General features: G+C 66.7%; 21 protein-coding genes and 1 pseudogene. 18 read left to right on the top strand and 4 right to left on the bottom strand.

Annotation, left to right across the window (positions count from 1 at the left end; all coding sequences use genetic code 11):
- Positions 1 to 241 (bottom strand): hypothetical protein (locus ACRWK8_RS14655; RefSeq protein WP_431870908.1); only part of this gene is annotated, 241 nt, incomplete at its 3' end.
- Between ACRWK8_RS14655 and ACRWK8_RS14650 the strand changes: the two genes are divergently transcribed.
- Together ACRWK8_RS14650 and ACRWK8_RS14645 are read left to right on the top strand one after the other, a co-directional pair.
- Positions 240 to 566, top strand: coding sequence for a thioredoxin family protein (locus ACRWK8_RS14650; protein ID WP_431870906.1), 327 nt, complete (start codon positions 240 to 242; stop codon positions 564 to 566). The two genes, ACRWK8_RS14655 and ACRWK8_RS14650, sit on opposite strands and share 2 nt — an antisense overlap.
- 160 nt (positions 567 to 726) lie before the next feature.
- Positions 727 to 1656, top strand: a pseudogene (locus ACRWK8_RS14645) (AMP-binding protein); the annotation flags it as partial.
- 72 nt (positions 1657 to 1728) lie between these two features.
- Here the strand turns inward: ACRWK8_RS14645 and ACRWK8_RS14640 are convergent.
- Both ACRWK8_RS14640 and ACRWK8_RS14635 read right to left on the bottom strand, forming a co-directional pair.
- Complete coding sequence (locus ACRWK8_RS14640) at positions 1729 to 3177, bottom strand: tyrosine-type recombinase/integrase (protein WP_431870904.1); 1449 nt, start codon at positions 3175 to 3177, stop codon at positions 1729 to 1731.
- A 158-nt stretch (positions 3178 to 3335) separates the two neighbouring features.
- Positions 3336 to 3755, bottom strand: coding sequence for a hypothetical protein (locus ACRWK8_RS14635; protein ID WP_431870902.1), 420 nt, complete (start codon positions 3753 to 3755; stop codon positions 3336 to 3338).
- 873 nt (positions 3756 to 4628) lie between these two features.
- Here ACRWK8_RS14635 and ACRWK8_RS14630 point away from each other — a divergent pair.
- The 16 genes from ACRWK8_RS14630 to ACRWK8_RS14555 all read left to right on the top strand — a co-directional run bounded on the left by ACRWK8_RS14630 (position 4629) and on the right by ACRWK8_RS14555 (position 11041).
- On the top strand, positions 4629 to 4874 hold the full coding sequence (locus tag ACRWK8_RS14630; protein WP_431870900.1) for a helix-turn-helix domain-containing protein: 246 nt from the start codon (positions 4629 to 4631) through the stop codon (positions 4872 to 4874).
- Positions 4862 to 5134, top strand: coding sequence for a helix-turn-helix domain-containing protein (locus ACRWK8_RS14625; protein ID WP_431870898.1), 273 nt, complete (start codon positions 4862 to 4864; stop codon positions 5132 to 5134). Before ACRWK8_RS14630 ends, ACRWK8_RS14625 begins: the two co-directional genes overlap by 13 nt.
- A 78-nt stretch (positions 5135 to 5212) precedes the next feature.
- Complete coding sequence (locus tag ACRWK8_RS14620) at positions 5213 to 5506, top strand: hypothetical protein (protein ID WP_431870896.1); 294 nt, start codon at positions 5213 to 5215, stop codon at positions 5504 to 5506.
- Complete coding sequence (locus tag ACRWK8_RS14615) at positions 5503 to 5862, top strand: hypothetical protein (protein ID WP_431870894.1); 360 nt, start codon at positions 5503 to 5505, stop codon at positions 5860 to 5862. The genes ACRWK8_RS14620 and ACRWK8_RS14615 overlap by 4 nt, the downstream gene beginning before the upstream one ends.
- A gap of 62 nt (positions 5863 to 5924) precedes the next feature.
- On the top strand, positions 5925 to 6245 hold the full coding sequence (locus ACRWK8_RS14610; protein WP_431870892.1) for a hypothetical protein: 321 nt from the start codon (positions 5925 to 5927) through the stop codon (positions 6243 to 6245).
- Positions 6242 to 7132, top strand: coding sequence for a PD-(D/E)XK nuclease-like domain-containing protein (locus ACRWK8_RS14605; RefSeq protein ID WP_431870890.1), 891 nt, complete (start codon positions 6242 to 6244; stop codon positions 7130 to 7132). Before ACRWK8_RS14610 ends, ACRWK8_RS14605 begins: the two co-directional genes overlap by 4 nt.
- A complete protein-coding gene (locus ACRWK8_RS14600) occupies positions 7129 to 7887 on the top strand; it encodes a hypothetical protein (RefSeq protein WP_431870888.1) in 759 nt (252 codons plus the stop codon). The genes ACRWK8_RS14605 and ACRWK8_RS14600 overlap by 4 nt, the downstream gene beginning before the upstream one ends.
- On the top strand, positions 7884 to 8090 hold the full coding sequence (locus tag ACRWK8_RS14595) for a hypothetical protein (RefSeq protein ID WP_431870886.1): 207 nt from the start codon (positions 7884 to 7886) through the stop codon (positions 8088 to 8090). Before ACRWK8_RS14600 ends, ACRWK8_RS14595 begins: the two co-directional genes overlap by 4 nt.
- Positions 8083 to 8409 (top strand): hypothetical protein, encoded by a 327-nt coding sequence (locus ACRWK8_RS14590; protein ID WP_431870884.1) that lies wholly within the window; start codon positions 8083 to 8085, stop codon positions 8407 to 8409. The genes ACRWK8_RS14595 and ACRWK8_RS14590 overlap by 8 nt, the downstream gene beginning before the upstream one ends.
- Positions 8406 to 8597, top strand: a complete 192-nt coding sequence (locus tag ACRWK8_RS14585) for a hypothetical protein (protein WP_431870882.1) — start codon at positions 8406 to 8408, stop codon at positions 8595 to 8597. The genes ACRWK8_RS14590 and ACRWK8_RS14585 overlap by 4 nt, the downstream gene beginning before the upstream one ends.
- A 67-nt stretch (positions 8598 to 8664) precedes the next feature.
- Positions 8665 to 9045 carry a hypothetical protein gene (locus ACRWK8_RS14580; RefSeq protein ID WP_431870880.1) on the top strand — a complete coding sequence of 127 codons (381 nt, stop codon included), beginning with the start codon at positions 8665 to 8667 and terminating at the stop codon, positions 9043 to 9045.
- Positions 9042 to 9368, top strand: a complete 327-nt coding sequence (locus ACRWK8_RS14575; RefSeq protein ID WP_431870878.1) for a WhiB family transcriptional regulator — start codon at positions 9042 to 9044, stop codon at positions 9366 to 9368. The genes ACRWK8_RS14580 and ACRWK8_RS14575 overlap by 4 nt, the downstream gene beginning before the upstream one ends.
- Positions 9368 to 9688, top strand: coding sequence for a helix-turn-helix transcriptional regulator (locus tag ACRWK8_RS14570; protein WP_431870876.1), 321 nt, complete (start codon positions 9368 to 9370; stop codon positions 9686 to 9688). The genes ACRWK8_RS14575 and ACRWK8_RS14570 overlap by 1 nt, the downstream gene beginning before the upstream one ends.
- Entirely contained in the window at positions 9685 to 10497 is an 813-nt protein-coding gene (locus ACRWK8_RS14565) for a hypothetical protein (RefSeq protein WP_431870874.1), read from the top strand. Before ACRWK8_RS14570 ends, ACRWK8_RS14565 begins: the two co-directional genes overlap by 4 nt.
- 53 nt (positions 10498 to 10550) lie before the next feature.
- Positions 10551 to 10859: a hypothetical protein gene (locus tag ACRWK8_RS14560; protein ID WP_431870872.1), complete on the top strand. Its 309-nt coding sequence runs from the start codon at positions 10551 to 10553 to the stop codon at positions 10857 to 10859.
- Entirely contained in the window at positions 10856 to 11041 is a 186-nt protein-coding gene (locus tag ACRWK8_RS14555; protein ID WP_431870870.1) for a hypothetical protein, read from the top strand. Before ACRWK8_RS14560 ends, ACRWK8_RS14555 begins: the two co-directional genes overlap by 4 nt.
- Positions 11042 to 11090: 49 nt before the next feature.
- Here ACRWK8_RS14555 and ACRWK8_RS14550 read toward each other — a convergent pair whose 3' ends face one another.
- Positions 11091 to 11282 (bottom strand): hypothetical protein, encoded by a 192-nt coding sequence (locus ACRWK8_RS14550; protein WP_431870868.1) that lies wholly within the window; start codon positions 11280 to 11282, stop codon positions 11091 to 11093.
- Between the last annotated feature and the right edge of the window lie 111 nt (positions 11283 to 11393).

Here is an 11393-nt window from a genome sequence, read left to right as displayed (position 1 = left end):
CCCCACCCGGGGCGGGCGTCTGGCCGGGCCGATCACCACTCGGGTTCGGGAGGAGTTCGGAATGGTTTGCAATGAAAAGCACTTTTGTTCCGGGTATTCTCCCTTGCATTGTTCGGATCAACCCCTTCTCATGATTCGTGACAAGTGTCATGATGGGATCACCCCCCTTGGGTGGAACCGTTTCCTTTTCTCCGTATTCTGCGATTCCTCCGTCAGCGTCATGAAAAAGGAGCGCCCTCATGAGCGGTAGCGTCGTCGACGTCACCGACGCGGACTTCGAAAGCAAGGTCGTCCAGGTAACCGGTCCCGTGCTCGCGGTCTTCCGGGCCGAATGGAGCGCCCCCTGCCGCGCTCTCGATCCGATCCTCACCGATGTCGCCCGCGAGTACGAGGGCCGGGCGACGATCGCCCGGCTCGACATCGACCAGAGCCCCGAGACGCCACCCAAGTACGGCATCACCGCCATTCCCACCCTGCACGTCTTCAAGGGCGGACAGATCGTCGGCACCTGGATCGGCCCCGCCGACAGGAACCGCGTGGTCGCCCTGATCGAACCGCACCTGTAGGACGTCCCGCCCGGCGGGTCCGCCTGGTTCTGGGAGCCGCACGGGCCTCCGGGCGGCGGAGGTTGGTACCTCCCTTGCCGGTGCGATCCCGGGGCAACAGGATGGGTTCCTGTGTGCGCGGTCCGGCTCCCACCGGGCCGCACCAACGGGAAGAGGTGCCATGACCGCATTGACGACCTCCAGTCGCGTGGACGACATCCTTCGTCGGAGCGCGGCCAGAACCCCCACGAACACCGCCGTGGTCTTCGCCGACCGCGTGTGGACCTACGCCGGACTCGACGAGGCCGTCACCCGGGCCGCCGCGCGTCTGTTGGCGACGGGCGCGGTCAAGGGGGACCGTGTCGCGGCCTACGGAAGGAACTCCGACGCCTATCTGATCGGTTTCCTGGCCTGCGCGCGTGCCGGACTCGTGCACGTGCCCATCAACTTCGCCCTCCGGGGCGTGGAACTGGCCTACCTGCTGGAGCAGTCCGGCAGCACGATGGCCCTGGTGGACCCCTCGCTGAGGGCGGCGGTGGACGCCCTGCGCACCGAGACCGGTGTGGAGCAGGTGCTGGAGCTGCGCGACGCCCCCGGTTCGCTGCTGGAGGATGCCTCGGAGGGGTCCGTACCCGAACTGGACGTCGAGGTGGCCGACACCGACCTGGTCCAGCTCCTGTACACCTCCGGCACCACGTCCAGACCCAAGGGCGCCATGATGACCCACCGGGCTCTGGTGCACGAGTACCTGTCGTGCCTGGTGGGGCTGGATCTCGACGCGGGGGACAACCCCCTGCACGCGATGCCCCTGTACCACTCCGCGCAGTTGCACGTCTTCCTCATGCCGTGGCTGGCGGTCGGCGCCCGCAACACCCTGGTGGAGGCGCCCGACCCCACGGACCTGCTGAACCGGATCGAGGCCGACGGGCACGGGGCGTTCTTCGCCGCGCCGACGCTGTGGGTGGCGATGGCCAACCACCCCTCGTTCGGTGAGCGCGACCTGTCCAGCCTGCGCAAGGCCTACTACGGGGCCTCCGTCATGCCCGGACCGGTCCTGGACCGGCTCCGCTCCGCCCTACCGGACCTGGGCTTCTACAACTGCTTCGGCCAGTTGCAAAAACTACCCTCAGGAAGCCATCAGGTCGCATTGGCTGATCAACGAAACCCCAGTAAGACCAGGGCTTTAGGCCACTCTACCCCGAGACGCCTCCAGGAGTCGAGGCCTTCCATCTGGAGTGGATCTGGAGTGAGGCTCCAGATCCTGCCCCAGAAGAGCACGCAACACCGGCACCCGCGACTCCACGCCCATCCGTCGCCGCTGCTCAAGCGCGTCCTCCCAGACGCCCGTCAGGGCCTCCTGGAGATGGCCGCGCATGACCTCTGTCGGATGTGAATACCGTCCCGACACCGTGTGGTCCCGGTGCCCCATCCGCTCATCCATGAGTGGCTTCGGCGTCCCCAGCTCCTCCATGAGGGTTTTGTGCGAGTGCCTCAGCCCATGAGGAGTCAGATCCGATGCGATGGGCGCCCAGCACGCCACAGCGGCTTCAGAGCGCTCCTCCCCGATCCGTGAGCTGTCCCACTCGAACGGCCCCGGGTCGCCGCCGTCCTCGCGCAACGCCTGGTACACCGGGCGCTCCCCGGTCATCCCCGGGTAGAAACGCCCCCACGCGGCCGGGTACAACAGCCGGTGCCGGAACGCTGTCTGGTCCCAGTGGTGCCACACATCCCCAGCGAACAGATGGACCCCCGGGGCATGCCGGTTCTCCTCGGGCACCTCGGTTCCGCACGGGCACCACTGAGCCCCCTCGGGCACCTCGTGATGGACCACCTGCTGGGCCTGGAGTCGCCACAGCTCCAGCAGGAAGTCGGGGATGTCGAGAACTCGCTTGGAGTTGAACTTCGGGCCTTTGCTGTAGAAAACCTTCGTCTTACGGCCTCGGGACAACTGCTTCTGGAGCGGGTATTTACCACTGACGGACCCCAGCTCAACAGCCATCGCCTCGCTGATGCGCATGCCCGTGTAGAACATCGACGTAATGAGGATGAACTCGTCATCCCGGCCTGTCAGCACGCCAGCGCGTTCCGCGAGCAGGAGCGCCGTGAACGGGTTGACGATCGTCGTCGGGCGCGTTGTGGCCTCCCGGCGCGAGGTGTACTTGCCGCGGTTGCGTCGGGCCACGGCCGGGTTGCGGTGGATGAGGCCTGCGTCGATGGCATCCGCGCACAGGGTGCCGAGGAGGCTGACGATGCCGGTGGCGGTCCGGTACGTGTAGCCCGCGTCGTGCAGGCTCTTCGCCCACGCTTTGATCTGCGCGTCTGAAGTTGCGAGTTCCCGTAGCCGTGTCTCGCCCCATCGGGGGAGGATGTGGTTCGTCAGGATGCTTTGGTACCCGAGCATGGTGTTGAGTTCCAGGTCAAGCCCGGCGTACCACTCTTCGACCCAGTCGCGCACGAGCATTTGTGAGGCGTCTTCGCGTGCGCTGCCACGGCGGGAGGCTTCGACTTCTTGCTCTTTGGCGTAGTCGAGGGCCTTCTTCTTCGTGGGGTAGCCAGATCGCTTCTCGATTTTGCCTGCGGCGTTCTTCCAGCACGCGCGCCAGGACTTCACCAGCTTTTCGGCGTAGGCCACGGACGTCTCCTCAGGGGTGGATGCTTCCATCTTGCACTGCGGAGACGACGAAGGGGAGTCCTTGCACAGCAGAGCCCCGGTGACGGCCGGGGCTTTTCTGTGCGGGAGGGGGATTGTGGCGCCCCGGGGGAAGAGGTCGGGGCTGCCGCGGAGTGAGGCTAGAGCTGCGCCCAGGGTTCCCGCAAGGCGCGCGGGATGTAGTGGGGGTAGCAGTGGTACTTCCGGATCATTTCTGGGTGCTGCGCTTGGAGGTAGGCGAGCGGGTTGGTGTGGAAGGCCCGGAGATCGAACGGCTTCCCGTTGGCGAAGGGCAGCACCCATGCGCCGAGTTCGTGTGTGGGGTCGAGGCTGGCAGCGAGCTCTTCAACTACCAGGGTGTTGGGGGCTCCGGTCTGAATCGAGACGAGGATGTGCTCGTTGGTTCTGAGGATGTCAGTGACTCTTTCGTCGGGTGAGAGGACCTCTCCAGTTCGTAGGAAGACGGGGCGGAAGGGGCTGGGTGGGTAGAGCAGCTTTTTCAATGGTGATCTCCCCCTAGATCCGATGCCGACTCCGTTGTCGGCCTCGGGTGTGGTCACATTTTGGACCTGTGACCTGGGTCACACACCTTAGAGGGTTGTCCTCAATAGGTAAAACTGCACGGCGTGACCGAACAGGTCACCGAGAGTCGCATCGACTGTCACATGGGCACTCTCGGTCACAAATTCGGTCACAAATTCACCCCTGGCGGCGTAGAAGATCACCTGACACCGTGGCCACACGATCGGCCATAGTGCGCCGCAGGGGGCCGATCGCGTCGGCCGGGTCGGTGCCCAGTGGCAGGCCCGCTTCGAAGCTCAGATCGTGAACGCTCAGTCGGAAGGTCCTAGCCCTCGGAGTGTCGCGCCAGTGCAGCTCCTCGCCGTCGTAGAGAAGGTCCGAGGGTCCGACTAGTTCTCCTTCCCAAGCGCGTGACGCCGAGGTCGGCTCAGTCTCCTGTCGGGGTGCTTCCTTGGGGCTGGGGTCCCCACCTTCGAGGACGGCCTGTATCGACCCTGGGGCCCACTGGTAGGCGGATTCGACCATGGTCAGCCAAGACGACTTGTAGTTGTCCCGACGCGCGGTCTCCAGGTCTGAGAGGGACCTGTAGCTGAGTCCCGCATCCCGGGCGAAGGTGGTCCGGTCTGACCACTCGGGGCGCAGGGACGCTCGCCGCTCGATGAGGCGATCAGCGAGCCGCTGCCACGCACTGGTGTCCATGTCTCCTCAATCCGGTTCCGATTCTCATTGTTAGGCAACGTTAGGCAATCTTAGGCGTCCCGACCCTCCTTGCCTAGGCCGAGGGGCCGAAATGTAACCCGACGTGTCCGCGTGCTGCTCCATGTGCACATGCACCAGCACGAACCTCCAGATGGCGAACTTTTTGCCGCTCGGTGTTGACATGGATAGGCATAGATAGGCAAACTGGCTGCATGCCACCGACGAACACCCTTCGAGTCAACGGCCTCCGCATCAGGGAACTGCGCCGCGCAAAGGCTTGGAACCTTGGTGACCTCGCACGACGCGTAGGAATCCACGTCTCGCATCTTTCTCGGATCGAGACGGATAAGCGCCCATGCCCCTCGGAGAAGGTGGCCATCCGAATTGCTCGCGAACTTGGCGTGGCGACAGACGAAATCGCCGCGAACCAGGACAAGGAGGACGCATGGTCCCCCTGATGCACACGCTTCCGGAAGCCGCAGCGCGACTTCAGCTCAACGAGCGGTACCTCCAGCGGCGCTGCCAGCGCGGCGAACTCCCGCACATCTGGGTGGCCCGGACGTACCGGTTCACCGATGAGCACCTGGCGGAGATCATCCGACGCCTCGAAGCGGAGACGCCGCGCAAGTCCGTGCCCCGGCCGAACCTCGGGGACGTGACGCACTTGGTCCCACGCAAACCGCGCGGCCCGAACCGCCGCAGCCGCAAGTCCGCCTGACCCCCGCACATGAAGAAGCCCCCGTGGGACCGCAGATCCACACGAGGGCGATGGCACCACCAACAAAGGAGCAGTGCCGTGAAGCACGATACCCCGATTCCCCGCCCCCGCCTGACGGAGGCACACATCCCAGACGTGGCGCACATGGCGCCCCGCCTGGTCGACACCCTCTCCGGAGAACTCCGCCTCGACATCGACATGGTCGGAACCGGCGGTGACCGGCTGGTCCTGGACATGTCCGGGCCGCTGGAGGAAGTGCGGGCCCAGCTCGACACCCTCCGCAGCTCGCTCGCGCAGGCGTCCACGGTGCTGGAGGCCCGCGAGTTCATGGTCCGCGAGTTCGGTGCTGACGCCGACGGGGGTCTGCGATGAGCGAGCCGATGACGCACATGACCCCCGCGATGATCCGGTCCGAGCTGGCCAGCATCACCCGTCTGGCTGCTGAGGCTGTGGAGCTGCTTGGCCTGTACGAGGACGTGTACGCCGACGAGATCTCGGAGGAGATCGGCGCGGTGCTGGGGCGGATCGGAGTGCGGGGCCACGTGCTCCGCAGGCAGCACCAAGCGGCGCACGAGCGGGACGCCAAGTTCGTGGACTCGGTGAACGAGGACCTGGACCGACTGAAGGTCGCGGCTGGCCCACAGGAAGACCGCGAGGACCAGTTGGTGCGCGAGATCGACGAGACCGGCCAGGACTGGAACCGAGCCGCGCAGGAGGGCGAGAAGTGAACCCCCGATCTCCCATTGAGTCAGCCATCATCGACCGTCGCTTGGCTCTACACCTCACATGGATGGACATCGCCGCCGCGTCGTTCATCTCCCACGAGACCCTGCGCCAGCTGCGCATCGGGAAGCCCGTCAGCGACCTGACCAAAGCTGCCGTCGAGCGGACCCTCGGATGGTCCCGAGGGTCCATTGACGCCGTCGCCGCTGGTGGAGAACCGACTCTGGCTCCCGTCACGGATCCGTGGAAGGTCGCGGTCAACGCCGAGGACATCATGACCGTTCTTGGTGGCCCGATCAGAGACCCCGAGGCCTACATGGCCTCAGCGAAGCGCCTTCACCTCGCTTGCCTCGTAGACGCCGAAATCGTCGAGGAGGACGACCAGTGACCGCCATCGACGAGCGCACCCACAAGTCCGTCACCGGCGCCGGGATCTACGCGGACATGCCCGAGGCCGTCTACCACGCCGACCCCGTCCCCGGCGGGTCCCTCTCCTCCAGCGGCGCCCGGAAGCTCCTCGCGCCGTCCTGCCCGGCCCTGTTCAAGTACGACCAGGACCACAAGCAGCCCCACAAGAAGGCGTTCGACCTCGGCCGCGCCGCCCACGAGGAAGTCCTCGGCGTCGGCTCGGGCATCGAGGTCGTCGACGTTCCCGACTTCCGCACCAAGGCCGCCCGTGAGCAGCGGGACGCCGTGTACGCCGAGGGCAAGACCCCTCTCCTGCCCGCTGAGTACCGGCAGGTCCAGGAGATGGCCGCTGCGGTGAAGGCGCACCCGATCGCCAGTCACATCTTCAAGCCGGGCGAGGGGCTCGCGGAGCAGTCGATGTTCTGGAGGGACCCCAGCTCGGGTGTCGTGTGCCGTGCCCGCATGGACTGGCTGCCGACCCCACGTAAGGGCAAGCGGCTGATCGTCGCGGACCTCAAGTCCGCCCGATCGGTGGCCCCGCACGATCTCGCGAAGTCGATCCACGAGTACGGGCTGCACCAGCAGGACGACTTCTACCGGCGAGGTTGCCGGGAGCTGGGGATCGGTGACGAGAAAACGAGCTTCGTGTTCGTGTTCGTCGCCAAGACCCCGCCCTACCTCGTGACCGTGGTCGAGCTGGATCACGAGGCCCGCCGGATCGGCAAGGAGCGCAACGACCGCGCGCTGAAGGTCTACGCCCGCTGCCGCGAGACCGGCGTGTGGCCCGGTTTCTCCGACGACATCACGATGCTCTCCCTGCCCGTGTGGGCGGAACGTGCGCACGACGAACAGGAGTTCATGGCATGACCGAGATCGACACGTACCAGCAGAACACCGACGTCGCGCCGGTGCAGGACCAGAACTCCTTCGAGGGTGACGCCCTCGTTCAGTGGGCGATGGCCGCCGAGCGGGCGTACCAGATCGCGACGAAGCTCGCGAAGACCGCGTTCGTGCCTTCCACGATGAAGGGCAACGCCGACAACATCACCGCCGCGATCCTCGCCGGGTCGGAGCTGGGCCTCCCTCCGATGGCGGCGCTGCGGTCCATCGACGTCATCCACGGAACCCCGGGGTTGCGGGCGCACGCGATGCGTGGGCTGGTGCAGTCCAAGGGGCACCAGGTGCAGCTCATAGAGTCCACGCCGGAGAAGTGCGTGATGCGTGGCCGCCGGAAGGGCGACGAGGAGTGGCAGGAGGTCGTCTGGGAGATCGGGCGTGCGCAGCAGCTCGGGGTGCTCGGTAAGAACGCCGAGTGGAAGAAGCAGCCGCAGACGATGCTGGTCGCCCGCGCGACCGGTGAGATCTGCCGTCTGATCGCCTCGGACGTCCTGCACGCGATGCCTTACGCCTCGGAGGAGCTGGACGGGTTCGGTAACTCGGATGGCGGCGCGCAGGTTCCTCGGGTGACGGTGCGGGAGATCGTTCCGGACGCTCCGGCGGTCGCGGATGACGACCCGTGGAACGCGAAGAACGCGGTCGGCGTCGCCCCGCAGGTCGAGGAGCCCGAGGTCGACGACGAGGACCAGGCGCTGTTCGAGGAGTACGCGGGCGGTGCCGCATGAGCCGCGCGAGGGCTGACCTGATCGCCCGTGTCGGTGTCCGTGAGATCCCGGACTGCCGCGCGGCGCTGGAGGACATCGCTGCTGACGAGGCCGCGCACCACGGCGAGTGGGCACGTGGCCTCACCCCTGATGAGTACCTGCTGTCGCTGGTCGACCGCGCGCAGGCCCGAAAGAACATCGCGAAGGAGCAGACCCATGGCTGAGAACGAGAACGACTTCAGCTACGCGATGAGGGTTGTTGAGCTCGTCGGTGAGGTCGACAGGCTCCGCAAGGACGTCGAGGTGCTCACCGCCGACCGGGACGCTGCCTACGACAAGGGGTTCTCCGACGGCCTCCGCATGGGGGACGCCCGCGCCACGGACGTCGAGTCCCGGCTCGCTGCCTTGGAGAAGCTCACCTCGGACCAGGCGGACGCGATCGAGGCCCAGTCGCGACTGATCGACACCCTCCAAAAGGACGTTCAGGCGCCTAAGGCGGAGGACATCCCGACCCGCCCGTACAACGCGTGGACAGACGGATGACCACCCAGGCGCAGTGCCCCGTGTGCGGTCGGCAGATGACCGTCCGCGCCGACGAGAAGCTGCCCGTGCACTGGTGGTCCGAGCTGGAGAAACGCCACCGCGAGGCCCCCTGCGAAGGGTCGCGGATGGGCACCCGGTACTGGCCTGAGGCCAGCGGCATCCGCCACCAGCGCGACAAGCGCACCTAATCCACCCCCACGGGGCCTCCGCTGCGGGGGCACGGAGGCCCCACCCACACCCCCAGGAGCACACCTCATGGACACCGCCACCGGCAGGACCGTCACCGTCAACCTCCCCCACATGCCCTACCTCAACAGCAACCAGCGTCTGCACTGGGCAACCAAGGCCCGAAAGACCAAGGCCATCCGCGATGCCGCCGCATGGGCCACCAAGGCGCTCAACCAGACCCCCATGGCCGCCGTGGAGATCACCGCCGTCATCCACCCCAAGACCAACCGCCGCTTCGACCCCCACAACTTCCAGCCCACCGTGAAGGCCGCGATCGACGGCATCGTCGACGCCCAGCTCATCGCTGACGACGACGCCACCCGCCTCGTCTCCGTGGCCTTCCGCGCAGGAGAGAAGGACCCGACCGGGACCCGCATCGAACTGATCGTCAAGGAGGTCGCCCGATGAGCCGCTTCATCGTCCGCCCCGGCACCGACTACGAAGCCGTAGGCGACCAAACCTGGCGACGATCCGCCGCGTGCGGAGGCGATGACCTCGCCCTGTTCTACGGACCCGACGGAGAGCGCGCCGCGGACCGTGAAACCCGTGAAGCACGAGCGATCGACCGGTGCTGGTCGTGCCCCGTCCGCACCGAATGCCTCGAAGACGCCCTCATCCCCGCCAACACCAAGCAGTACGGGGTGAGGGGCGGCATGACCGCTGAGGAACGCATCGTCGTCCGCCGCAACAGGATGCGACGCGCGAAAGCACAACTCGGGAGGGCCGCGTGATGAACCCACCAGACATCGTCTCCCAACTCCGACAGGCCCGACGCGCCGCCGGACTCACGCAAGCGCAGGTCGCTGACCAAGCCGGGTACAGCCGGTGGATCCTCCAACGCTGGGAAACCGGGGCGCACAGCCCCAGCGTCGACGCCGTCGCCGCATACGCCGGCGCCCTGGGGCTCGAACTCCACATCGGGTCACCCGAGCACACCGCCGCTCTGGTCTCTAAGTCGCTGCTCAACCTCGACGCGTACATCGAGGCCCGCGCAACCGAACTCGCCAAGGCCCACATCTCTGGCCTCCACCGGAAAGGGGCGGCAGCATGAGCCGATCTCACGGGACCGTGTCCTGCTACAAGCGGGGATGCCGCTGCTCAGACTGCGTCGGTGCGGAGCGCGCCTACTGCAGCGAACGCCGGCGCCGGATCGCCTACGGGCGCCCCACCACCGACCTCATCGACGCCACCCCGGCACGAGCCCACGCTTTCCGGCTCCTGGACCTGGGATGGGGACGACGGGAGATTGAAGCGGTCACCGGTGGTGACATCTCCGCTGTTCTCTACGGCCGCCCCAGCGAGGGTCTTCCTCCGCTGCGCCGCATCAGCGAGCTGACGTCGCGACGCATCCAGCAGATCCCGTTGGAGCTCATCGCCTCCGACAAGCGGATCCCGGCAGACGGGTCCCGGCGTCGCGCACAAGCTCTTTGCCTGCTCGGGCACACGGTGACGTGGCAGGCCGAGGAGGCCGGGGTGCGGCGGATGGTGGTGTCGCTGCTCGTCAACGGCGATTCGGGGTCGATTCAGGCCCGTCATGCGGTGGCGATCAGGGATCTGCACGCGAAGTGGTGGAGCCGTCCTGCGGCGGCTGGGCGTGCAACAACTCGGGTCCGGAATCTTGCGGTGAAGAAGGGGTTCCTGCCGACGCTGGCCTGGGATGACGACCTGATCGATCTCCCGGAAGCCGACCTTGATGCGGAGCTGGGTCGTCGTGTCGAGGCGATGGATCTGGCGGAGCTGTCGCGTTGCTACCGCGCCCACTTTGAACAGGGCGACCGGTCGCCGTTGATCGTCGCGGGCGCGAAGGCGCTCTCTGATCGTCGTCGTGTCCGCGCTCGTGAGCTCGAAGCCGCCGCCTGACCTGTTCTGCCCGCCGTGCGTGTGCGCGGCGGGCCCAACCCCCAGGAGGGGACATGACCACCCAGATGACCCTCGCGGACGCGCTCGCCGTCGACGGCATGGCCCGCGCGACCGCCGCCTCCAGCCCGGACGCCATCACCCAGCTCGACCAGCTCATCGCCCGGTACGCGGCCACGGGGGAGGAGTTCTCCGCGAACACCATCCGCAAAGAGCTCCCCGAGGGCATCCGACCGAACGCGATCGGTGGCCGGTTCCGCAGGGCGGCCGAGCGCGGGCTGATCCGACCGGTCGGCTACGTGGCCTCCACCGACCCCAGGACGCACGGGCACGCCGTGCGGGTGTGGCAGGGGGTCCGGCGATGACCCACGACTACGACGTGTTCACGGCTCCCGCCACCACCGACCAGACCGACCCCGAAAGTGCCCACGACCAGAAGGTCCGCACGCAGTTCGCCCGTGAGCTCGCGGTGATGCTCGACGGCGAAGGCCAGGATCACGCGGCGGACCTAGTGAGGCACGCGCCCACGGACGGCCAGTGGCCATGACGCACGCCGAAAAGCCCGCACGCAGGCGGGCTGATTCACGCAGGTTGACCTACTCGGTGACCTTGCCGTCGCGGATCTTGCCGATGTACTGCGGCGTCCAGTCGACGGACCGCGCGATGACGTTCAGGCCCTTGCCGTCGCGCTCGTTGAGCTCGTCGCGGATGCCCTTCATGAGGGCTTCGCGGGCGCGGTCGAAGTCGTCGCGTAGTGCGCGCAGGTGTGGGATCTCCTTCTCAGCCATGCCTTACATAGTTGCACAACTCGTGAGCGAAACAAAGATGCGAAACAGAGTTGACAGTCTCGCACTGCCCGCCTAGTGTCATCAGTGTTGCGAAACAAAGTTTCACTTCTG

The sequence above is a fragment of the Nocardiopsis eucommiae genome, from assembly GCF_965344335.1.
Taxonomy (GTDB): domain Bacteria; phylum Actinomycetota; class Actinomycetes; order Streptosporangiales; family Streptosporangiaceae; genus Nocardiopsis; species Nocardiopsis eucommiae.
The sequence above is the reverse complement of the archived record's forward strand: the minus strand, read 5'-3'. Positions and strand labels throughout refer to the sequence as shown.

Coding starts and splice junctions, on each gene's coding strand:
- ACRWK8_RS14630 (WP_431870900.1), top strand. CDS start 4,629: ATGCCACCGACGAACACCCTTCGAGTCAACGGCCTCCGCATCAGGGAA.
- ACRWK8_RS14585 (WP_431870882.1), top strand. CDS start 8,406: ATGACCACCCAGGCGCAGTGCCCCGTGTGCGGTCGGCAGATGACCGTC.
- ACRWK8_RS14650 (WP_431870906.1), top strand. CDS start 240: ATGAGCGGTAGCGTCGTCGACGTCACCGACGCGGACTTCGAAAGCAAG.
- ACRWK8_RS14570 (WP_431870876.1), top strand. CDS start 9,368: ATGAACCCACCAGACATCGTCTCCCAACTCCGACAGGCCCGACGCGCC.
- ACRWK8_RS14610 (WP_431870892.1), top strand. CDS start 5,925: ATGGACATCGCCGCCGCGTCGTTCATCTCCCACGAGACCCTGCGCCAG.
- ACRWK8_RS14590 (WP_431870884.1), top strand. CDS start 8,083: ATGGCTGAGAACGAGAACGACTTCAGCTACGCGATGAGGGTTGTTGAG.
- ACRWK8_RS14615 (WP_431870894.1), top strand. CDS start 5,503: ATGAGCGAGCCGATGACGCACATGACCCCCGCGATGATCCGGTCCGAG.
- ACRWK8_RS14575 (WP_431870878.1), top strand. CDS start 9,042: ATGAGCCGCTTCATCGTCCGCCCCGGCACCGACTACGAAGCCGTAGGC.
- ACRWK8_RS14600 (WP_431870888.1), top strand. CDS start 7,129: ATGACCGAGATCGACACGTACCAGCAGAACACCGACGTCGCGCCGGTG.
- ACRWK8_RS14580 (WP_431870880.1), top strand. CDS start 8,665: ATGGACACCGCCACCGGCAGGACCGTCACCGTCAACCTCCCCCACATG.
- ACRWK8_RS14555 (WP_431870870.1), top strand. CDS start 10,856: ATGACCCACGACTACGACGTGTTCACGGCTCCCGCCACCACCGACCAG.
- ACRWK8_RS14565 (WP_431870874.1), top strand. CDS start 9,685: ATGAGCCGATCTCACGGGACCGTGTCCTGCTACAAGCGGGGATGCCGC.
- ACRWK8_RS14595 (WP_431870886.1), top strand. CDS start 7,884: ATGAGCCGCGCGAGGGCTGACCTGATCGCCCGTGTCGGTGTCCGTGAG.
- ACRWK8_RS14560 (WP_431870872.1), top strand. CDS start 10,551: ATGACCACCCAGATGACCCTCGCGGACGCGCTCGCCGTCGACGGCATG.
- ACRWK8_RS14550 (WP_431870868.1), bottom strand. CDS start 11,282: ATGGCTGAGAAGGAGATCCCACACCTGCGCGCACTACGCGACGACTTC.
- ACRWK8_RS14625 (WP_431870898.1), top strand. CDS start 4,862: ATGGTCCCCCTGATGCACACGCTTCCGGAAGCCGCAGCGCGACTTCAG.